This window comes from Promicromonospora umidemergens (assembly GCF_024171995.1).
Taxonomy (GTDB): domain Bacteria; phylum Actinomycetota; class Actinomycetes; order Actinomycetales; family Cellulomonadaceae; genus Promicromonospora; species Promicromonospora umidemergens.
This window is the reverse complement of record NZ_JAMTCT010000008.1, coordinates 37,058-56,003: the sequence shown is the minus strand read 5'-3', so window position 1 is coordinate 56,003 and position 18,946 is coordinate 37,058. Positions and strand designations below refer to the sequence as shown.

The following is an 18,946-nucleotide window of genomic DNA, read 5'->3' as shown; positions in this document are numbered from 1 at the left end:
GGTACGTCGGACCGGTGACATTCACCGCGCCGTCATCCACAGGCGCGGCCATGTGTTCATCCCGCCGGGCGGTCGACGACGGCGGGCAGGAGCTGGGCCGCGAGCGAACGGGCCGTCTCCGCCAGGGTCTCGACGTCCATCCCGCTGCGCCCCATGAAGGTCAGCCCCTGCTGCGCGGCGAGCAGCGCCCGTGCGGTGCCGTCCGGGTCGGCGGAGGCCGGCAGGTCGCCATCGGCCTGCGCCCGCGCCACGCACCCGGCCAGGAGCGCAGTGGTTCCCTCGTACGCCTGCCGCGCCTCCGCCGCGACGACGGGATCGGCGGACGCCAGCTCGGTGGTGCTGTTGGCGAGCAGGCAGCCGCGCCGCGCGGACACGCCGTCGGGGTCGCCCACCGACCCCGTCAGGAAGGACCGCAGCGCGTCGACAGCGCGCGGCGCGGAGCCGAGGGACCGGCGCAGTCCGAGGTCGAGCGACTCCACGTACCGGCGCAGCACCCGGAGGAAGAGCTCGTGCTTGTCCCCGAAGGCGGCGTAGAGGCTGCCCTTGCCCAGGCCGCTCACCCGCATGAGGTCCTGCATCGAGGTGGCCGCATAGCCCGAGTCCCAGAACTGGTTGCAGACCGCGCGCAGCACCGCGTCCTCGTCGAACTGCCTCGGCCTCGCCATGCCCCCAGGATAGGGATTCTTGACCAGCCGGTCCAGCACGCCTAATCTGGACCGGCCGGTCAAGAATCTTCGTGAGGCGTCCGCGACCGGACGGACACCCCGCCTCAGCACGCTCCGGCGGGCTTCGGCGTCTACTCCGCCACGAAGGCGACCCTGAGGCAGTTCGGCCGGGTCTGGGCGGCCGAGCTCGCGCCACGCCGCCTGCGCGTGAACACGGTGGTGCCCGGGCCCACCGACACCCCAGGACTCCGTGGCCTCGCCATGGACCCGGGCCAGACCGCCGCGCTGCTCGACGGCATGGCCAGCAGCACGCCCATGGGCCGCGCCGCCGATCCCGCCGAGATCGCCAACGCCGTGCTCTTCCTGGCCTCCGACCAGTCCAGCTTCATCACGGGCAGCGAGCTGTTCGTGGACGGCGGCGAGGTGCAGGTCTACCCCTGACTCCGCTCGGCACCCTCACCGATGAGGACCTGCGCCAGCCGGCCGCGCAGGTCCTTGTCGGTGAGAGTGCCGACGTCGTCCACCCACTGCTCGATACCCCCGCGGTGTGACAGCACCCGCACCTCCGGGTCGGTGATCGCTCCGCGCAGCGTCCCGGCCACCCCGTCGCGCAGCCCCGTGAACGGCCGGTCGAAGAACGGCTCGCACGCCGGCCCGTCCAGCGTCGGCAGCCCGACGGCACGCTGCCGTGCGTGCAGCGCCTCGCACGCCGCACGCAGCGCGGCGTCCCGCTCCTGCCAGGTGGGTGCCGCGAGCGCCTCCGCCAGGTGCCGGTCGGCCGACGGCGCCACGGGCAACCGCCCGAACAGCGTCCCCGCCCACTTGGGGTACGGCGGCCAGCGCCGCTCCAGGAGGAAGCCGAGCCGGACCAGCGTCGTGACCAGGCGCGCGGCGATCAGCCGGGAGCCGAGGCCGTCGCCCCGCTGTCCGGTGCGGCCCACGAACGGCAGCTCGTGCCCGATCCGAGTCCAGTCGGCCGCGAGCACGTGCAGCCATACGTCGTGCGGGTACCAGGCGAGCCGCTCGCGCAGCGCGGTGATCTCGCCGGCCGTGTCCTCGAACACCGGCCCGGCCGTGACCTCCAGCACGGACTGCCCCGTGAGCGACAGCCAGTCCGGCACGGTGAGGTCGCCACCGACGTCGAGCCCCGTGCAGGACCGGACGAAGTCGGCAGGCGCCGCGACCTCGACCCGGTGCCGGGCCGTCGGGTCCCAGGTGAGCGGGAACGCCGTCGGCCACCCCTGGTAGGCGGCCGGGAGCGACTCGGCAAGGAGCTCGTCGACCTCGCCGGCCCGGTCGGCCGGGACCAGCAACGTGAGCCGGAGCCCCCAGTCGTGGTCACGGGACGTGTCGTCGTCGAGCCCCAGCACGTCCGAGCCGGTGCCGAGCCGACCCGCCGCCCTCGGCACGTCGGGCAGCGCGCGCTCCAGGATCGGGCGGACGACGTCGGCCCAGTACGCGTGGGCGAGCTCAGTTCCGGACATCCCGCCAACCTAGGAGCCGGGCCGGAGGCGGTCCAGGTGATTCGGCCGGCTCACCGCACGTTCGCGGTGACGGCCCGCGCCGTGAAGCAGGTCGAGCCGCCCACGTAGATACGGTCGCCGTCGGACAGCCAGCGCCGCTCCCCCTGCCGCAGCGGCTCCGCGGGGACGACCTCGCCGCGCCCGGCCACGTAGGTGCCGTTGGCCGATCCGAGGTCGATGACGCTCCAGCCGCCCTCCACCCAGGCGATCTCGCAGTGCCTGCGGGACACGCCGGTGTCGTCGCAGACGATGTCGGGCACGACGCCGCGGCTGCGCGACGCGCGACCGACCACGAGGCGTGCACCCGTCAGCGGTACGACGGCGTCGACGGACGTGGCGATCAGCGTGTCCTCGGGGACCTGGTCGGCCGACCACTCGACGTCCGACCGGATCTCGACGGCCCACGCCGTTGGCTCGGTCTCCATCCGCATCGGCCGGACGACCGGCAGCACCACGCGCGGCAGGGTGATGGAGTCGTCCGGCCGGGGCGCCGCACCGATCCGTACCGCCAGCAGGGGAACGTGCTCCCGGACGACGACCGGGTGGGCGGCCAGCATCCTGGCCAGGCTCAGCGCCCCGTCGAGCGGGAGCCCTGCGCTGGGCTGCACGCGCACGTCGTCCCGCTTCTCCAAGAGGTGCTGGAGCACCATCGACCGGAACATCGGCGCGTACATCAGAAGCTTTCCTGTGGTGACGGCCACCGGCTCGACGCCGGGATGGTTCAGCACGGCGCACAGCCCGTCCGCCAGGGACCGGGCCGCCTCGTCGAGGATCTCGCGGCACGCCAGGTCACCGTTGCCCGCCGCCCTGATGACCTGCGGCGCGAAGCCGGCGAACACGGACACGTCGGTGACGGCGGCCCACCGCTCCCGTCGCCCGAAGTGCCGCTCGGCGGCCTGCACAAGACCCGGCGACGCACCCACCCGGCGACCGTCCATCGACCGCGCCGCGGCGTCCAGCCCGCGCCGGCCGATCCACGCGCCGCCGCCGTTGTCGCCCACGTGCGGCCCCATCCCGTCAGCGAGGTGCCACCGCCCGACGTCGTCGCACGCCACCGCCACCGCTCCGGTCCCGACGGCGAGCGTGGCGCCCGGCCCCGAACCGAGGGCACCCAGGTGGGCCGTGACGGCGTCGCTCGACACGGCGGTCGAGCTGGTGCGCAGCTCCTCGGTGAGGATGTCGTGCACGAGGTTGGGATCGAGGCTCCCGGCCTGCGTCTGGGAGCGGAACCCGCGCATCCCGACGGCGGCAGCCGCCACCCGGGGACGCCCGCCGAACTCTGCCGCGAACCCACGGCACAGGCCCCGCACCACGTCGGGCGCGGTCGAGCGCCCGGCGATGACGGTGGCCGGCGGCCCGGTGACCTCGTAGGACCGGCCGCCCGGTCCCGTGCTGACCCGCAGGCGGGAACCCGTGCCGCCGATGTCCACACCGGCTACCCCGGCGTCCGCTCTCTGAGCCCTCACCCCGCCCTGCTGAACAGTCGCTATCGACACCGGGACATACTCACCCGAGATGTCGCGGTCCGCGATGCGGCGAGTGTCATATGCGCTCGGCACCTGTCCGGTCTTCGCACGGCGAGCGGACCAGGGTCGGGACAGGCTGGTGACGAGCACACCGAGGAGGCCGACCGTGTCACGTACCGCCGCCGCCGGACGCAAGCCCGCCCGCCCGGGCGCCGAGGAGTGGGTGCCGGCGCGCGCCGACGTCGAAAAGCTCTCGCAGGCGGTGCACGACTGCCGTGGCTGCGAGCTGTGGGGCCCCGCGACCCAGGCGGTCTTCTCGTCCGGGCCGGACGACGCCAGGCTGATGCTGGTCGGCGAGCAGCCGGGCGACCGGGAGGACCGGGAGGGCGAGCCGTTCGTCGGCCCGGCGGGTCGGGTGCTGGCCGAGGCGCTGGAGGCCGCAGGCCTGGACCCAGAGCAGGTCTACCTGACCAACGCCGTCAAGCACTTCCGGTTCACCGAGCGGGGCAAGCGGCGGCTGCACAAGAAACCGGACGTCGCGCACGTCCGGGCGTGCATGCCGTGGCTGGAGGCGGAGCTGTCCGCCGTGCGTCCGCGGGTAGTGGTCGCGCTCGGGGCGACGGCAGCCCGCGCGGTGCTGGGCCACGAGGTCCGGATCGGCGCCGAGCGCGGGCAGGTGCTCGACGGCGAGGCGCACGACATCGTGGTCACCACGCACCCCTCGGCGCTGCTGCGGCTGCGGGACCGGTCGACGTACGGCGAGGCGCTCGACGCACTGGTCGCGGACCTGCGGACGGCGGCGGAGGCCGCGGCGCGCTGACGGCAGCTCAGGCCAGCCCAGGCCGGCTCACGCGGTCGGGTCGAGCACCACCTTGATGCAGCCGTCCTCCTTGCGCTGGAACATCGCGTACGCCTCGGCGGCGCGCTCGAGCGGCCAGCGATGGGTCCTCAGGTCCTGCACGCCGAGCGGGTCAGCGGGGTCGGCCGCGAGCCGCAGCAGGCCGTCGGTCCAGTGCCGGACGTTGGCCTGCCCCTGCCGGATCGTCACCTGCTTGTCGAACAGGCGCAGCATCGGCAGCGGGTCCTTCGCGCCGCCGTACACGCCCGACAAGGAGATGACGCCGCCGCGGCGCACCAGCTCGATGGCGGTGAGCAGGGCCGCCAGGCGGTCGGTGCCTGCGTGCTTGACCAGTGGCTTCCCGATCACGTCGGGCAGGATCCCTGCGGCCTTCTGCATGGTCTCCGCGACCGGTGACCCGTGCGCCTCCATGCCGACGGCGTCGATCACGGAGTCGGGTCCGCGCCCCCCGGTGAGGTCCCTGACGGCGTCGGCCAGGTCCTTCCGGCCCGAGTCGAGGACGGTGACGCCGTGCCGGGCCGCCATCGCGAGCCGCTCCGGCACCAGGTCCACCCCGATCACGAGGCCTGCCCCGCGGTGGGCGGCGATCCGTGCCGCCATCTGGCCGACCGGGCCCAGGCCGAGCACGACCACCGACCCGCCGTCGGGCACGTGCGCGTACTCGACGGCCTGCCACGCGGTGGGCAGCACGTCCGAGAGATACAGGTACCGCTCGTCCGGCGCGCCGTCGTCCGGCACGACGACCGGGCCGTACTGCGCCTGCGGCACGCGCAGGTACTCCGCCTGACCGCCCGGCACCTGCCCGTACAGCTTGGTGTAGCCGAACAGCGCCGCTCCGTTGCCCTGCGCGGTGACCTGGGTCGTCTCGCACTGCGACTGCAGGCCGCGGCGGCACATCCAGCACCGCCCGCAGGCGATCCCGAACGGCACCACCACGCGGTCGCCGACGCGAAGGTCGCCCGCCTGCGGGCCGACCTCCTCGACCACGCCCATGGCCTCGTGCCCGATCACGTCGCCTGCGTCGAGGAACGCTCCCAGCACCCCGTAGAGGTGCAGGTCGGAGCCGCAGATCGCCGTCGAGGTGACGCGGACGATCGCGTCGTTCGGCTCCTCGATCCGCGGGTCGGGGACCGTCTCGACGCTGACGTGCTCCCGGCTCTGCCACGTGACTGCTCTCATCGTCCGCTCCTCGTGCCGGTGGGTGGTGTGCCGTGCCGTGGGGTGCCTTGTCCTGGGCGCCGTGCCATCGACACGTCCACGCTGGCACCGCCGCCTCTCACCCGCATCTCTGCCGGCCGGACCGCACCCGACCAGGGTGCGGTCCGGCCGGCCCGGCGCCGCTCAGACGAGCGGCCGGCCCGGGCGCCTCACTCGTACCGCAGCGACGAGATCGGGTCCTGACGGGCCGCCCGCAGCGCGGGCAGGGTGCCGGCGAGGAAGGCGATGGCCATGACGCTCAGCACGACCGTAGCGACGCTGACCGGGTCGAAGGCGATCAGCGTCAGCCCTGGAAGGTCTGCCAGGAGGTCCCCGGACACGCCGTTCACGAGCTGCCCGACGCCGATAGCGCCGAGCACGCCCAGCGCGCTGCCGACCAGGCCGATGACCACTGCCTCGATGCTGAACAGGGAGAAGACGCGCGAGCTCGACAGGCCCATCGCCTTCATGAGCCCGACCTCGCGGGTGCGCTCCTGGACCGCCATGAAGAGCGTGTTGACGATCCCGATGCCCGCCGCGACCAGGGCGATCACCGCGAACCCGTTCAGGACGAGCACTATGCCGTCGATGACGGCGGTGACCGCGCCGAGCTGGTCCTCCAGCGTGCTGCCGGTGAAGCCGGCGTCGTCCAGGCGGTCCTGCAGCGCCTGGGCCTCCACCGCGCCGGCGGCGGCGTCGAACGAGACCGAGGCCTGCGCGTAGCGGGTGGTCTCCGCCTCGGGTGCGCCGGTGGTCTGCAGGTCGTGGAGCTCTTCCGTGAGGACGTCGTTCGGGATCGCGCCGCCCATGGTGATCACGCCGGGCTCGGCGACGCCGACGATCGTCGCCTCTGCCGTCACCTGCTTCCCTGTGGCGTCGGTGACCGCCAGTGCGACCGTCTGCCCGACGGCGTCGGCGGCGGTGCCAAGGTCCAGCGCCTCGAGGTAGCTCTCAGGCAGCACGAGCTCAGGGTCGGCGGCGTCGAGGTCCACCTGTTCGCCGGACGCCAGCTCGACCCTCATCCCGGGCACGAACTCGGCGACGGACAGCTGGTACCTGGTCCCGTCGTCGTGCTGGACGTAGTCGACCATGACGCTCTTGGCCGGCTCGACGCTCTGCACGCCCTCGATGCCGGCGATGGTGTCGATGTCGTCGTCGGTCAGGGCGGTCGCCGTGGCTCCGGGCGGCCCGTCGGCCGCGATCTGGTCAGGGTCGTACTCGGCCGGACCGCCGTCGGTGGGCACGTCCTCGCTCGCCTTGGTGACGGTCATGACGTCGTCGACCCCGACGGAGGACACCGTGTCGTCGATGTACTGGTTGATGCCGGTGCCCAGGCCGTTGGTCAGGGACAGCGTGAAGGCACCGATGAAGATGGCCAGCACGGTCAGGCTGGTCCGCAGCCTGGACCGGAAGGCGTTGCGGAACGCGCTCGCGACGACGTCGAGGGGCTTCATGCCGCCACCCCCGCGTGCGTGGCCAGCAGACCGTCGCGGACTTAGATGCTGCGGTCGCACCGGGACGCGAGGTCCTCGTCGTGCGTGACGACCACCAGGTTGATGCCCCGCCGCCGGTTGAGGTCGAAGAGGATGTCCTCGACGACGGCGCCCGTGGCGGTGTCCAGGTTCCCGGTCGGCTCGTCGGCGAAGATCACGCGCGGCTGGTTGATCAGGGCGCGGGCGATGACCACGCGCTGCTTCTGCCCGCCGGACAGGTCGTTGGCCTTGTTGCTGGCCTTGTCGTCGAGCTCGAGCTGCGCCAGCGCCGCCATCCCGCGGGCGGTGCGCTCGCGGCGCGGGACCCCGGCGATCTTCAGCGGGAGCGTCACGTTGTCGAGCACGCTGGCCTGGGCGTTGAGGAAGAACTGCTGGAAGACGAACCCGAACGCGCTGTTGCGGGTCTGGTTGAGCTGCTTGGCCGACAGCCGGGACGTGTCGGTCCCGTCCAGGGTGATGGTCCCGGAGGTCGGCCGGTCGAGCAGGGCGAGCAGGTGCATCAGGGTCGACTTGCCCGATCCGCTCTTGCCGATGATCGCCAGGGACTCGCCCTCGGCGATGTCCAGGTCCAGGCCCTTGAGCGCCTCGAAGGCGCTCGGGCCCGACCCGTAGGTCTTGTGCAGGTTGCTGACGGAGAGCAGTGGGGGTGCCACGTCGGCCGCCTCTCTCGTGTTGCCGGAGATGTTGACGTGGTCAAATCTCGCCGACGCCGAGCCCGCGCGAATCGCCCTGGCGGTGTCTCTCGTGTACCGCGCTGGTAGTACTCCGGGATACCGCCTGAGCGGGACGCCCCCGGGTACGGCGTGCGGGATGCTTGGTCCTGCGGCGCCGGACAGCCGCCGGACAGCCGCCGGACGAGGGACGACATGCCACGAAGCAACGAGCTGCGGTTCGGCCTCACGCACCAGGTGCCCGTCTGGGTGGGCCACGTGGTCGCGGTGGTCGCCGTGGTGGGTAGCTGCGCGCTCCCGGTGCGGGAGGACCTGCCCGCACGCTGGCGCTGGGAGCTCGCCGCCGTCGCGCTCGTCGCGGGCGTGCTGCTCCTCGCGCGCCGCCGGCTGCCCGTCACGACGGTCGCGGCGACCGTGGGCGTCGTGTGGCTCAGCGTGCCGCTCGGGCTGTTCAACCCCGGGGTCGTGCTCGCGGCGGCGATCGCCACGTTCTCCGCGAGCCGCGCGCTGACCCGGCGGCGAGCCCCGTGGCTCGTCCTCGCGGCCGCCGTGCTCGTGGCGGCCGCGGCGGCACTGGCCCTCGGCCGCGGCACCCTGCAGTTCCTGCTCCTGGTCCTGCTGTTCGGCGCGCTTGGCGACCTGGTGCGCGTGCACGGCGAACAGTTCCAGGCGGTCACCGAACGCGCCGAGCGCGCCGAGGCGACCCGGGAGGCCCTCGCCCAGCAGCGGGTGGCGGAGGACCGGCTGGCGATCGCCCGCGACCTGCACGACGCCGTCGCGCACCAGATAGCAGTCATCAACCTGCACGCGGGCGTCGCCGGGTCGGCGCTGCGCGACCGGCCCGACGACGCCGAGCACTCGCTGACCGTCATCCGCCGCGCCTCACGGACCGTGCTGACCCAGATCGGCGACCTGCTCGCCACGCTGCGCGACCCCGGGTCGCCGGGCACCGGGCCGACCGGCCTGACCCAGCTCGACGACATCCTGCGGCAGTTCCGCGGGCACGGCCTCGACGTCACGGTGCGCCGGCTCGGCGAACCACGCGAGCTGCCCGCTGCGGTCGACGTCGTCGCGCTCCGGGTCATCCAGGAAGCGCTCACCAACGCCCACAAGCACGGTGTCGAGCACCGCGCGCACATCGTCCTCGAGTACCTGCCGGACCGGCTGCGCGTCACCGTGACCAACCCGGTTCCCGCCCCTCCCGCACACACCACCAGGTCCGCCCACGCCGCCCGGCCCACCGGCGCCGGTGCGGGGCACGGCCTCGTCGGGGCCCGCGAGCGCGTTGAGTCGGTGCGCGGCACGCTCACCCACGGCCGGGCCGGTCCGAGCTCGTTCGAGCTGGACGTGGACCTGCCCGTCCCCGCACCGGAGAGCCACCGATGATCGCCGTCCTCATCGCCGACGACCAGGCGCTCATCCGCTCCGCGATCGCCGACCTCGTCACGCACAGCGAGGGTCTGACCATCGCGGGCGAGGCGGCCGACGGGCACCAGGCGCTGGCTCTCGCCCGGGAGCGCCGTCCGGACCTGGTGCTGATGGACATCCGGATGCCCGGCATGGACGGTATCGCCGCGACCCGGGAAATCTGCGCGGACCCGGCCCTCGCGGCGGTGCGGGTCCTGGTGCTGACGACGTTCGAGGAGGACGAGTACATCGTCGCCGCCCTGCGCGCCGGCGCGAGCGGTTTCATCGGCAAGGGCGCGGAGCGCGACGACATCGCCGCCGCGATCCGGGCGGTGCACCGGGGCGACGCGCTGCTGTCCCCCACCGCCACGCGGACCCTGATCAACCGGTACGTGCGGTCGGCTCGTCTGCACACCAGCGAGCCCACGCGGGCGCTGGACGGGCTCACGGGGCGTGAGGCCGAGGTCCTGGCGCTCGTCGGCACGGGCCGCTCCAACGCTGATATCGCCGACCTGCTGACCATCTCGCCGCTCACCGCCAAGACGCACGTCAACCGCATCATGACCAAGCTGCAGGCGCACGACCGCGCCCAGCTGGTCATCGCGGCGTACGAGAACGGGCTGGTGCAACCGGGCGGTCACTGACGGGCTGGGTCGCTGACGGGCTGGTCGCTGACGTGGCCTTTCACCGAGGTGACACCACCCGACGCCGCGTTGGTGTCACTTCTGACGCCACACCCCTTGAATCGACACCACGAGTGGTGTCATAGTGGCGTCATGGACCTCACGAGATATGTCGACGAGCTGCAGCGCCAGCTCGCCACCGCGGCCGCCGCGGGCGGGGACGAGGCACGCGAGCTCGCCGGCCGCCTGACCGCCCCGCTCGACGCCGCCGTGCGGCTCGTGCTGCTCGAGGCGCTCTCCGCCGCGGCGGGCGAGATCTCGGCCGAGCTCGCTCCCGGCTCGGTCGACGTGCGGCTGCGCGGCGGCGAGCCGGAGTTCGTCGTGGCGGCACCCGCTGCCGTCGCGCAACCGGCCGCCACAGCGACGCCGGCAGCGTCTCCCGCGCTGTCCCCCGCGCTGTCCCCCGCCCTGTCCCCCTCGCTGTCCCCCGCAGGGTCGCCGGCCACCGACGCGGACGGCGGCGCCACCACCCGCACCACCCTGCGCCTGCCCGACCACCTCAAGACGCAGGCGGAGGGAGCCGCCGCCCGCGACGGCGTCTCCGTCAACACCTGGCTCGTGCGGGCGGTCGCCGCGTCGCTCGACCAGCCCACCGGCCGCCCGGCCGCACAGGCGGGCACCGGGCAGTCGGGCACCAACCGCCTCACCGGCTGGGTGCGCTGACCAGCCCACCGCGACACCACACCGACACCACTCCCACCGCCGCTTCCGTCCCTCGCCCTCGCCCTCACCTGGAGCCGTCATGCCCACTTTTCCCGCCCCCACCCCCGTCCCCGTCGTCGTGGACGTGCCCTTCGGCAACCTGCACGTCGTCGCCGGCGAACGGGACGACGTCGTCGTCACCGTCCTGCCGGCCGACCCGGCCAAGTCAGGCTCCGTGCGCGCCGCGGAGGAGACGCGTGTCGAGCGGGACGGCGACGCCATCACGATCATCTACCCGGCCGCCTGGAAGCAGTACGTCCTGCCCTTCGCCGCCGGCGGCGCGATCGTCAACATCGAGCTGCCCGCCGGGTCGGCCCTCAGCGGCAAGGCCGGCTCGCTGTACGCCGAGGGGCGGCTCGGCGCCGTCGACCTCAACCTCAACGGCGGCGACGCCCGGGTCGACGAGGCGTCCCGTCTCGACCTCAAGGTATCCGCCGGGTCCGTCATCATCAAGCGCGCCACGGGCCCCACCACCGTGAAGGCGAACGCGGGCTCCGTACGGATCACCGAGTTCTCCGGCGAGGGCACCGTCCGCGCCAGCAACGGGACCACGACGGTCGGGTCCGTGACAGGTGCGCTGGAGGTCGTCGGCGCGCACGCCGAGATCGCCGTGGGCCGGGTGCACGGCACGCTCACCGTCAAGTCGGCGCACGCCGGCATCCGCGTCGACCGCGTCGAGTCCGGCAGCGTCACGCTCACCACGTCCTACGGCTCGATCGAGGTCGACGTGCCAGAGGGCACCGCCGCCTGGCTCGACGTCGCCTCGGAGCACGGCACCGTCCGCAACCAGCTGACGCCCACCGAGGGGCCCGTCGAGAACGAGGCCACCGCCGAGATCCATGCCAGCACCGGCTGGGGCGACATCATCGTCCGCCGCCCCTGAGCATCCCTGCACGCCGGACGGGCGTGAGCCGCGCCTGACCTGAGGCCCGGGCCGACGTCGTCGGCCGAGAAGCACCTGAACCGCCTTCCTGGCTACCCCCTACCCAAAAACCGTTCAGAACCACCCCCAGAGAGGGAAAGAACATGAGCACGCACACCGAGCGGAGCCGCGAGCCCGCGATCCGAGTGCAGAACATCGAGAAGTCGTACAAGGAGCTGCACGTCCTGAAGGGCGTGGACCTCGAGGTGGCGCGGGGCAGCATCTTCGCGCTGCTGGGCTCCAACGGCGCAGGCAAGACGACCGTGGTGCGAATCCTGTCCACGCTGCTCAAGGCCGACGGCGGCAGCGCGAGCGTGAACGGGTACGACGTCGCGTCGCAGGCCGGTGACGTCCGCGAGTCGATCAGCCTGACCGGGCAGTTCGCGGCGGTCGACGAGGTCCTGACCGGCCGGGAGAACCTGATCCTGGTCGCCAGGCTGCGCCACCTGAACAACCCCGGCACCGTCGCCGACGACCTCCTGGCCCGCTTCTCGCTGACCGACGCCGGCGGGCGCAAGGCCGCCACGTACTCCGGGGGCATGCGCCGCCGCCTGGACATCTCCATGAGCCTGATCGGCAACCCGCCCGTCATCTTCCTCGACGAGCCGACGACAGGGCTGGACCCGCAGGCGCGCATCGAGGTGTGGGACGCCGTCAAGGAGCTCGCCCGGAACGGCACCACGGTGCTGCTGACCACCCAGTACCTCGACGAGGCCGAACAGCTCGCCGACCGGATCGCGATCCTCCACCAGGGCCGCATCATCGTCAACGGCACCCTGGCCGAGCTCAAGGCACTGCTGCCCCCGGCCAAGGTCGAGTACGTCGAGAAGCAGCCCACCCTCGAGGACGTGTTCTTCGCCGTCGTCGGCGACAACGGCAGCGCCGGCACGACCGGCACCACGACCACCAGCCCCGCCGGCACGGACAAGTGAGGAACGAGACCATGAGCAAGCACTTCTTCGGTGACACCGCCGTCCTGACCGGACGCTCCCTGAGCCACATCCTCCGCAGCCCCGACACCATCATCACCACCGCCGTCACACCGATCGCCCTCATGCTGATGTTCGTCTACGTACTCGGCGGCGCCATCAACACCGGCACCGGCAGCTACGTGAACTACCTCCTGCCCGGCATCCTGCTCATCACCATCGCCTCCGGCATCGCCTACACCGCCTACCGACTCTTCCTCGACATGCAGGGCGGCATCTTCGAACGATTCCAGTCCATGCCCATCGCCCGCTCAGCAGTGCTCTGGGGACACGTCCTGACCTCCCTCGTCGCCAACCTCGTCTCCGTCGCCCTCGTCGTCCTGGTCGCCCTGCTCATGGGCTTCCGCTCAGGAGCAGGCGCGCTCTCCTGGCTCGCCGTCGCAGGCATCCTGACCATGTTCACCCTCGCCCTGACCTGGCTCGCCGTCATCGCCGGCCTGTCCGCCAAGACCGTCGACGGCGCCAGCGCATTCTCCTACCCCCTCATCTTCCTGCCGTTCGTCAGCTCGGCGTTCGTGCCCACCGAGACCATGCCCGGCCCCGTACGCTGGTTCGCCGAGAACCAACCCGTCACCTCCATCGTCGACGCGATCCGCAGCCTGCTGGCCCAGCAGCCCGTCGGCACCGACATCTGGATCGCCCTGGCCTGGTGCATCGGCATCCTCGCCCTCGCCTACGGCTTCGCCATGGCCACCTACCGACGCAGGGTCTCCTGACAGCACCGACACGACGCTCGACCAGGGTCCTCGGTCGCACACCACCCGGTGTGCGACCGAGGACCGCGGCATGCCGGCGGATCGAGGCGGGCTGGACTTGCGGTCCGCCTGGCGCGCGGGGCATCGCGGTGTCGCGGCGGCCGCGGTGTCGCGGCGCGGCCGTGGTGACGCGGCGCGGCCGTGCAGGGTCATCCACAGATTTCGTCCTGCCGCTGCGTTGCGTACGCATGTTCGAGATAATAGACAAACTAGGGACACGAGCACTAGGGCGCAGGAGGTGGTGGACGGTGGAGCAGTCGACGAGTGGCATGGCGGCCGGTGGCCTGTCTCCCGCTGCGGGCTCGATCGAGGACGCGCTGGCGCGGTTCGAGGGTGTGCTGCACGACTTGGCGGCCCTGACCGACCCCGCGGTGCTGGATGGGTGGGACGCGCCCAGCGTGGGGCGCCTGGTGGATGCGCATACCCGGATTCGTCGGTTGACCGGCCGCCTGGACGGGGTGCGGTACACCCTGCTGTCCCGGATCGAGAACGAGGGGTCGTGGCGGGCGGGTGGGATGGCGCGGGCGTTCACGACCTGGCTACGCGTACGTGAGGGCGTGTCCGCGGCGACGGCGGGCAAGGACATGACGATGGCCCGACGCCTGGCCACCGCGCTGCCCGGGACGCGGGAGCGCCTGATCGCCGGAACGCTCAGCGCGGACCACGCGAAGGTGATGACCGACGTCGCGCCGACGAGCGAGACCCGCACAGACGCGTTGGCGTGGCTGATCGACACCCGCACCGGCGAGACCACGACACCGGAGCAGTTCGTGCAGACCGTGCCGGTCGACTGCCCTGACCCGGTCGAGGACCCGGACGGCACCCACACCCGCGAGCTGATCACCCAGATACTGCAGGACGCGGTCACCGAGGGGACGCTGGTGACGGGTGAGGGCCTGGTCCTGCGGGAGGCGACCGTGCTCAATGCGGATCAGTTCCGGGTGGTGGCGCGCCGGTTCGCGACGGTGACCGACCCGGACACCGACGACACCGACGACGACAAGGCCGCGAAGGGCGAGTTCCTCGACCTGGCCAAGACGTTCGGCGGCTACCACGTCGCAGGATTCCTCACCGACGAACACGGACTTCTGATCACCACCGCGATCAACGCCCTCACCGGCGCACCCTCGGCCGAGGACCCTCGCACGACGACACAACGCCGCGCGCAGGGCCTGGCCGACGTGGCCCGCGTGGTCCTGCACACCAACCAGGCCTCACCCGGCGCCGGGATCCCACCCCACCTGAACGTGACCGTGTCCTGGACCGAGCTGCTCACCCAGGCCGCCCGCACCCGCGACGGCCTGTGCCTGACCTGCGGACAGACCACACCAGGCCGCGGGACGCCAGGCCGAGCGACACCACGCCGCGCACCGGCCCGCGTGACCGGCACAGGCGCACCGGATACCGGACCAAGCACACTAGTCACGGACGCAGGCACGGACACAGGCACAGCCGCAGGAACGGGCACAGGCACAGCTACAGGCACGGGTGCAGTAGACACCCTTGCGGTGTCCGGGTTGCTGTCACCCGGTGGCCCGGTGTTCACCGAGACGGGTGGGCGCGCCCCGCGGGCGCTGCTGCGCAGGCTGGCGTGTGACAGTGCGGTCACCAGGATCGTGTTCGGGCCCGACGGCGCCGTACTGGACGTCGGGCGGGCGCAGCGCACTGTGACCGGCCAGATGCGTCGCGCGGTGATCGCCCGGGATCAGCATTGCGTGTTCCCGGGATGTGACCAACCGCCATCGAGATGCGAGGTCCACCACGCCGTGACCCACTGGGCGCACGGCGGGAACACCTCCGTGACCAACAGTGCCCTGCTGTGCTGGTACCACCATCAGCTCGTCGACACCCGAGGCATCACCATGCAATGGACCGGCAAGACCACCACCAGCATCGTCGACCCCAGCACCACCACCGGTGGTACCGCCGGCGGCACCACCACAGGCACCGTCCCCGGCGCCCTGCTGGAGACCGGATGGGCCTTCACCGACGCCGCCGGGCACCGCATCACCCTGCCCGAACCCATCGACGCCGCACCACCACCTGCCACCGACCCACCCGCAGACCAACCGTCCGCCGAAGCCGCCTGACCCCGCCAGGCCACACCGGCCACAGAAGTAGCCGGCCGGCGGACACCGACCACCGAAGCCACCCGCCCAGCACCTCAGCAGCTCAGCAGCCCAATAGGCCCGCGCGGTCAGTCAAGCGCTCGACACCCTCCGGGACGCGTCGGCCGGAACGGCCGCGCCGACAGCCCTCGCCGAGCGCGGCCGGCTACTCCCAGACGGCGACGCTGCGGCGCACGGGAACGGAGCCGTCGTCGCTGGCGAAGAGCTCCGGCGAACGCCGGCGGGTCTTCTCGATGTCGTCGAACACCGCGCGGAGGTGGGCCCGCAGGCCGGCGCGCGCGCTCGGGATGTCACCGGCCACCACCGCGTCGAGAATGGTGTGGTGCTCGTCGACGAAGCGGCCCATGCCATTGGTCTCGTGCAGCCCGAGACGGCGGGCCCGGTCCAGGTGCCCCTTGGCGGCGACGACCGTCGACCAGGCCCTGCCGTGCCCGCTGAGGCGCAGGAGCCCGTGGTGGAACGACTCGTCGAGCTCGAAGAACTTCTCGAGGTCGAGCCCGGGCGCCCGCTGCTGCTCCAGGTTGGCGCGCAGCTCGGCAAGCAGGTCGGGGTCGAGGGTCTCCGGGATGTCGTCGAACGCGGCCAGCTCGACCGCCTCGCGGAGGAACTGCGCGTCCGCGACGCGTGCGGCGTCCACCCGGGACACGAAGGACCCGACCTTGGGGAACACCCGGACGAGGCCCTCCTCGCCGAGGAGGATCAGGCTCTCGCGCACCGGCGTCCGGCTCACGCCGAGGGACGCGGCGAGCTCGTTCTCCGACAGGGAGGCGCCGGGCGGCAGCTCGAGGGTGAGCACCTTGCGGCGCAGCGTCTCGTAGACGACTCGCCTGTTGGATCGGTTCGAGGCTTCCCTCATGCACGGAGTCTAGGCGAGAAGACCCCTCCTTCCACACCATGGTCAGTTGACACCTACTTGTCGACGCTGCTTACATACAAGAACTGCCACACATTGGCGGGCGGGCATCCCCGACAACGACGTCAGTCAAGAACGCAAGGAGCACACTCCAATGGCGGAAACAGCAACGACCCCGCCGGGTAACACGGTCACCCGATCAACCAAGGACCTCACGCGGGCAGCCGTGTCGGGCTGGCTCGGCACCGCCATGGAGTTCATGGACTTCCAGCTGTACTCGCTGGCGGCCGCCATCGTCTTCAACCAGATCTTCTTCCCCGAGGCCAGCCCCGCGATCGCCCTGATCGCCGCGATGGCCACCTACGGCGTCGGGTACGTGGCCCGGCTCGCGGGCGCCGTCTACTTCGGCCGCATGGGCGACCGTCTCGGCCGGCGCAAGGTCCTGTTCATCACGATCGCGCTCATGGGCGTGTCGACGACGCTGATCGGTGTGCTGCCGACCTACCAGATGATCGGCATCACCGCGCCGATCCTCCTTGTCGTGCTGCGCCTGATCCAGGGCTTCGGCGCCGGCGCCGAGATCGCGGGCGCCACCGTGATGCTGGCGGAGTACGCGCCGGTGAAGCGTCGCGGCCTCGTCGCCTCGCTGGTCTCGCTCGGCACCAACTCCGGCACGCTGGCGGCGTCGGGCCTGTGGGCGCTGCTGCTGGCCGTGCTCACCGAGGAGCAGCTCCTGAGCTGGGGCTGGCGGCTGCCCTTCCTGCTCAGCTTCGTGCTGATGATCTTCGCGGTCTGGGTCCGCAGGAACGTGAAGGAGAGCCCAGTCTTCGAGGCGCGGGCCGACGTCGTGGACGGGGTCGCCCTCAGCCGCGCCGAGGTCGAGTCCGCCACCACCGAGCCGGTGCTCCAGACGGCCCTCAAGCAGCGCAAGGGCAAGGCGTTCTTCCTGGCGCTGACCCTGCGGTTCGGCCAGGCCGGCAACTCCGGGCTGATCCAGACCTTCCTCGTCGGCTACATCGCCACCAGCCTGGCGATGGACCGCGCCCTGGCCACCGAGGCGATCATGTGGGGCTCCGTCGCGGGCTTCGTGACCGTGCCGGTGATCGGCATGCTGGGCGACCGCTTCGGCCGACGCACGATGTACACCGTGCTGTCCCTGCTCACCATCGCGTTCGCGTTCCCGATGATGCTGATGATCACCAGCGGCAGCACCGCTGGCCTCCTGTTCGGCATGATCGCCGGGCTGAACCTCGGCGTCCTGGGGCTGTTCGCCCTGGAGAGCGTCACGATGGCCGAGCTGTTCGGCGCCCGGACCCGGTTCACCCAGCTGGCCCTGACCAAGGAGATCGGCGGCATCCTCGCGACCGCGATCGGGCCCGTCATCGCCGCGTCGCTCACCGCGCTCACCGGCAGCTGGTGGCCGATCGCCGCGATGCTGGTCGTCTACTCGACCATCACCCTGGTGGCCGCACGCCTCTCCCCCGAGACCGTGGGCCGCGACCTCGTCCGGCTCGAGGACGCAGCATGAGGGCCGTCGTCGTGCACGGCGCCGGCGACCTGCGGGTCGAGGAGCGCCCGGACCCCGTCGCCCAGGCCGGCGAGGTCGTCGTGGCCATGGAGTGGGGCGGTGTCTGCGGGTCGGACCTGGCCTACTGGAAGAACGGCTCCTCCGGCACCGCCGTGCTGCGCGACCCGCTCGTCCTCGGCCACGAGGTCGCCGGCCGGGTCGTCACGACCGGGCCGGGGGTCACTGGGTGGGAGTCCGGCACGCCGGTCACCGTCCACCCGGCGCAGGCAGCCGACGGTTCGGTCCTGCCACCCAGGCTCGCCGGCCGGACCAACCTCCACTCGCGAGTGCGGTACTTCGGCTCGGCGGCGTTCCACCCGCACACCGACGGCGGGTTCAGCGAGCTGCGGGCCGTCCCGGCCCACCAGCTGCGCCGGCTGCCCGACGGCGTGAGCACCGAGCAGGGAGCCCTCGCCGAGCCGCTGGCCGTGGCCATGCACGCCGTCCACCGCGCCGGTGACGTCCGCGGGCGCGACGTGCTGGTCAACGGCGCGGGCCCGATCGGCTGCCTCGTCGTGGCCGCGGCCAAGCACGCGGGCGCCGCGACCGTCACCGCCGCAGACCTCTCCGCCTCCTCGCTGGCCGTGGCCAAGGAGCTGGGCGCCGACCACGTCCTCGACCTCGGCGCAGGCGACCGGCTGCCCGACGACTGCGAGCTCGTGTTCGAGGCCTCCGGGGCTCCGGCGGCCCTCGGCGGTGTGCTGCGGGCCACCGCTCGCGGCGGGACGCTCGTCCAGGTCGGCAACCTGCCCGGCGCCCCTGCCCCTGCCGCCCTCGGCGACCTCGTCACCCGCGAGATCACGTGGGTGGGCGCCTACCGGTTCGTCGAGGAGATCAGCGACGCCCTCGACGCCCTGGGTGACGGTCTGGACGTGTCCGGCGTGGTCACGCACCGCTTCGGCATCGAGCAGGCCGGCGAGGCGCTCGCCACGGCCGCGGGGCCCGGCAGCAGCAAGGTGCTGATCCGCCTCTCCGGCGACTGACCCGGGCCCGGCACCTTCCGCCGTCGTTCACCCTCGTGTGAGGACCTGGCCATATCGGCTGCCTACCGTGGCGGGCGTCCCG

The 18,946-nt window shown here is 72.3% G+C and carries 17 protein-coding genes and 1 pseudogene; 11 read left to right on the top strand and 7 right to left on the bottom strand.

Annotation, left to right across the window (positions count from 1 at the left end; translation table 11 throughout):
- Positions 1 to 56 precede the first annotated feature (56 nt).
- Complete coding sequence (locus APR04_RS14635; RefSeq protein ID WP_253871419.1) at positions 57 to 665, bottom strand: TetR/AcrR family transcriptional regulator; 609 nt, start codon at positions 663 to 665, stop codon at positions 57 to 59.
- Positions 666 to 794: 129 nt separating this feature from the next.
- On the opposite strand from APR04_RS14635, the pseudogene APR04_RS14630 reads away from it, so the two are divergent.
- Positions 795 to 1,106: pseudogene (locus APR04_RS14630) on the top strand (SDR family NAD(P)-dependent oxidoreductase); the annotation flags it as partial.
- Here APR04_RS14630 and APR04_RS14625 read toward each other — a convergent pair.
- Positions 1,097 to 2,149 carry a DUF4037 domain-containing protein gene (locus APR04_RS14625; protein WP_253871417.1) on the bottom strand — a complete coding sequence of 351 codons (1,053 nt, stop codon included), beginning with the start codon at positions 2,147 to 2,149 and terminating at the stop codon, positions 1,097 to 1,099. The pseudogene APR04_RS14630 and the gene APR04_RS14625 sit on opposite strands and share 10 nt — an antisense overlap.
- A 50-nt stretch (positions 2,150 to 2,199) precedes the next feature.
- Complete coding sequence (locus tag APR04_RS30555; RefSeq protein WP_308292356.1) at positions 2,200 to 3,654, bottom strand: BadF/BadG/BcrA/BcrD ATPase family protein; 1,455 nt, start codon at positions 3,652 to 3,654, stop codon at positions 2,200 to 2,202.
- A 49-nt stretch (positions 3,655 to 3,703) separates the two neighbouring features.
- Here APR04_RS30555 and APR04_RS14610 point away from each other — a divergent pair, with 49 nt between their 5' ends.
- Positions 3,704 to 4,474, top strand: coding sequence for a UdgX family uracil-DNA binding protein (locus APR04_RS14610; protein ID WP_308292355.1), 771 nt, complete (start codon positions 3,704 to 3,706; stop codon positions 4,472 to 4,474).
- 27 nt (positions 4,475 to 4,501) lie between these two features.
- Here the strand turns inward: APR04_RS14610 and APR04_RS14605 are convergent, their stop codons facing one another.
- From APR04_RS14605 to APR04_RS14595, 3 genes are all read right to left on the bottom strand, one after another.
- On the bottom strand, positions 4,502 to 5,692 hold the full coding sequence (locus tag APR04_RS14605; RefSeq protein WP_253871413.1) for an alcohol dehydrogenase catalytic domain-containing protein: 1,191 nt from the start codon (positions 5,690 to 5,692) through the stop codon (positions 4,502 to 4,504).
- A 188-nt stretch (positions 5,693 to 5,880) separates the two neighbouring features.
- Positions 5,881 to 7,164 (bottom strand): ABC transporter permease, encoded by a 1,284-nt coding sequence (locus APR04_RS14600; RefSeq protein ID WP_253871411.1) that lies wholly within the window; start codon positions 7,162 to 7,164, stop codon positions 5,881 to 5,883.
- Between the two features lie 41 nt (positions 7,165 to 7,205).
- Positions 7,206 to 7,856, bottom strand: a complete 651-nt coding sequence (locus APR04_RS14595) for an ABC transporter ATP-binding protein (protein ID WP_253871409.1) — start codon at positions 7,854 to 7,856, stop codon at positions 7,206 to 7,208.
- Positions 7,857 to 8,069: 213 nt separating this feature from the next.
- On the opposite strand from APR04_RS14595, the gene APR04_RS14590 reads away from it, so the two are divergent.
- The 7 genes from APR04_RS14590 to APR04_RS14560 all read left to right on the top strand — a co-directional run bounded on the left by APR04_RS14590 (position 8,070) and on the right by APR04_RS14560 (position 15,422).
- Positions 8,070 to 9,260 carry a sensor histidine kinase gene (locus APR04_RS14590; protein ID WP_253871407.1) on the top strand — a complete coding sequence of 397 codons (1,191 nt, stop codon included), beginning with the start codon at positions 8,070 to 8,072 and terminating at the stop codon, positions 9,258 to 9,260.
- The gene (locus APR04_RS14585; RefSeq protein WP_253871405.1) at positions 9,257 to 9,925 is read left to right on the top strand and encodes a response regulator transcription factor; all 669 of its coding nucleotides are present in this window, start codon (positions 9,257 to 9,259) and stop codon (positions 9,923 to 9,925) included. Before APR04_RS14590 ends, APR04_RS14585 begins: the two co-directional genes overlap by 4 nt.
- A gap of 132 nt (positions 9,926 to 10,057) precedes the next feature.
- Positions 10,058 to 10,627: a histidine kinase gene (locus APR04_RS14580; RefSeq protein ID WP_253871404.1), complete on the top strand. Its 570-nt coding sequence runs from the start codon at positions 10,058 to 10,060 to the stop codon at positions 10,625 to 10,627.
- A 79-nt stretch (positions 10,628 to 10,706) separates the two neighbouring features.
- The gene (locus APR04_RS14575) at positions 10,707 to 11,549 is read left to right on the top strand and encodes a DUF4097 family beta strand repeat-containing protein (protein WP_253871403.1); all 843 of its coding nucleotides are present in this window, start codon (positions 10,707 to 10,709) and stop codon (positions 11,547 to 11,549) included.
- 143 nt (positions 11,550 to 11,692) lie between these two features.
- Entirely contained in the window at positions 11,693 to 12,520 is an 828-nt protein-coding gene (locus tag APR04_RS14570) for an ABC transporter ATP-binding protein (protein WP_253871402.1), read from the top strand.
- An 11-nt stretch (positions 12,521 to 12,531) separates the two neighbouring features.
- Positions 12,532 to 13,293 (top strand): ABC transporter permease, encoded by a 762-nt coding sequence (locus tag APR04_RS14565; RefSeq protein WP_253871401.1) that lies wholly within the window; start codon positions 12,532 to 12,534, stop codon positions 13,291 to 13,293.
- Between the two features lie 287 nt (positions 13,294 to 13,580).
- Positions 13,581 to 15,422, top strand: coding sequence for an HNH endonuclease signature motif containing protein (locus APR04_RS14560; protein ID WP_253871400.1), 1,842 nt, complete (start codon positions 13,581 to 13,583; stop codon positions 15,420 to 15,422).
- A gap of 184 nt (positions 15,423 to 15,606) precedes the next feature.
- Here APR04_RS14560 and APR04_RS14555 read toward each other — a convergent pair whose 3' ends face one another.
- Positions 15,607 to 16,317: a GntR family transcriptional regulator gene (locus APR04_RS14555; protein WP_253871399.1), complete on the bottom strand. Its 711-nt coding sequence runs from the start codon at positions 16,315 to 16,317 to the stop codon at positions 15,607 to 15,609.
- A 151-nt stretch (positions 16,318 to 16,468) separates the two neighbouring features.
- On the opposite strand from APR04_RS14555, the gene APR04_RS14550 reads away from it, so the two are divergent.
- Together APR04_RS14550 and APR04_RS14545 are read left to right on the top strand one after the other, a co-directional pair.
- Positions 16,469 to 17,842 (top strand): MFS transporter, encoded by a 1,374-nt coding sequence (locus tag APR04_RS14550; protein ID WP_253871397.1) that lies wholly within the window; start codon positions 16,469 to 16,471, stop codon positions 17,840 to 17,842.
- Entirely contained in the window at positions 17,839 to 18,864 is a 1,026-nt protein-coding gene (locus tag APR04_RS14545; RefSeq protein ID WP_253871394.1) for an L-idonate 5-dehydrogenase, read from the top strand. The genes APR04_RS14550 and APR04_RS14545 overlap by 4 nt, the downstream gene beginning before the upstream one ends.
- Positions 18,865 to 18,946 lie beyond the last annotated feature (82 nt).

What these genes read in the sequence shown, in the direction of transcription:
- APR04_RS14635 (WP_253871419.1), bottom strand. Translation starts at nt 665, where the DNA reads ATGGCGAGGCCGAGGCAGTTCGACGAGGACGCGGTGCTGCGCGCGGTC.
- APR04_RS14625 (WP_253871417.1), bottom strand. Translation starts at nt 2,149, where the DNA reads ATGTCCGGAACTGAGCTCGCCCACGCGTACTGGGCCGACGTCGTCCGC.
- APR04_RS14610 (WP_308292355.1), top strand. Translation starts at nt 3,704, where the DNA reads ATGTCGCGGTCCGCGATGCGGCGAGTGTCATATGCGCTCGGCACCTGT.
- APR04_RS14605 (WP_253871413.1), bottom strand. Translation starts at nt 5,692, where the DNA reads ATGAGAGCAGTCACGTGGCAGAGCCGGGAGCACGTCAGCGTCGAGACG.
- APR04_RS14600 (WP_253871411.1), bottom strand. Translation starts at nt 7,164, where the DNA reads ATGAAGCCCCTCGACGTCGTCGCGAGCGCGTTCCGCAACGCCTTCCGG.
- APR04_RS14590 (WP_253871407.1), top strand. Translation starts at nt 8,070, where the DNA reads ATGCCACGAAGCAACGAGCTGCGGTTCGGCCTCACGCACCAGGTGCCC.
- APR04_RS14585 (WP_253871405.1), top strand. Translation starts at nt 9,257, where the DNA reads ATGATCGCCGTCCTCATCGCCGACGACCAGGCGCTCATCCGCTCCGCG.
- APR04_RS14580 (WP_253871404.1), top strand. Translation starts at nt 10,058, where the DNA reads ATGGACCTCACGAGATATGTCGACGAGCTGCAGCGCCAGCTCGCCACC.
- APR04_RS14575 (WP_253871403.1), top strand. Translation starts at nt 10,707, where the DNA reads ATGCCCACTTTTCCCGCCCCCACCCCCGTCCCCGTCGTCGTGGACGTG.
- APR04_RS14570 (WP_253871402.1), top strand. Translation starts at nt 11,693, where the DNA reads ATGAGCACGCACACCGAGCGGAGCCGCGAGCCCGCGATCCGAGTGCAG.
- APR04_RS14565 (WP_253871401.1), top strand. Translation starts at nt 12,532, where the DNA reads ATGAGCAAGCACTTCTTCGGTGACACCGCCGTCCTGACCGGACGCTCC.
- APR04_RS14555 (WP_253871399.1), bottom strand. Translation starts at nt 16,317, where the DNA reads ATGAGGGAAGCCTCGAACCGATCCAACAGGCGAGTCGTCTACGAGACG.
- APR04_RS14550 (WP_253871397.1), top strand. Translation starts at nt 16,469, where the DNA reads ATGGCGGAAACAGCAACGACCCCGCCGGGTAACACGGTCACCCGATCA.
- APR04_RS14545 (WP_253871394.1), top strand. Translation starts at nt 17,839, where the DNA reads ATGAGGGCCGTCGTCGTGCACGGCGCCGGCGACCTGCGGGTCGAGGAG.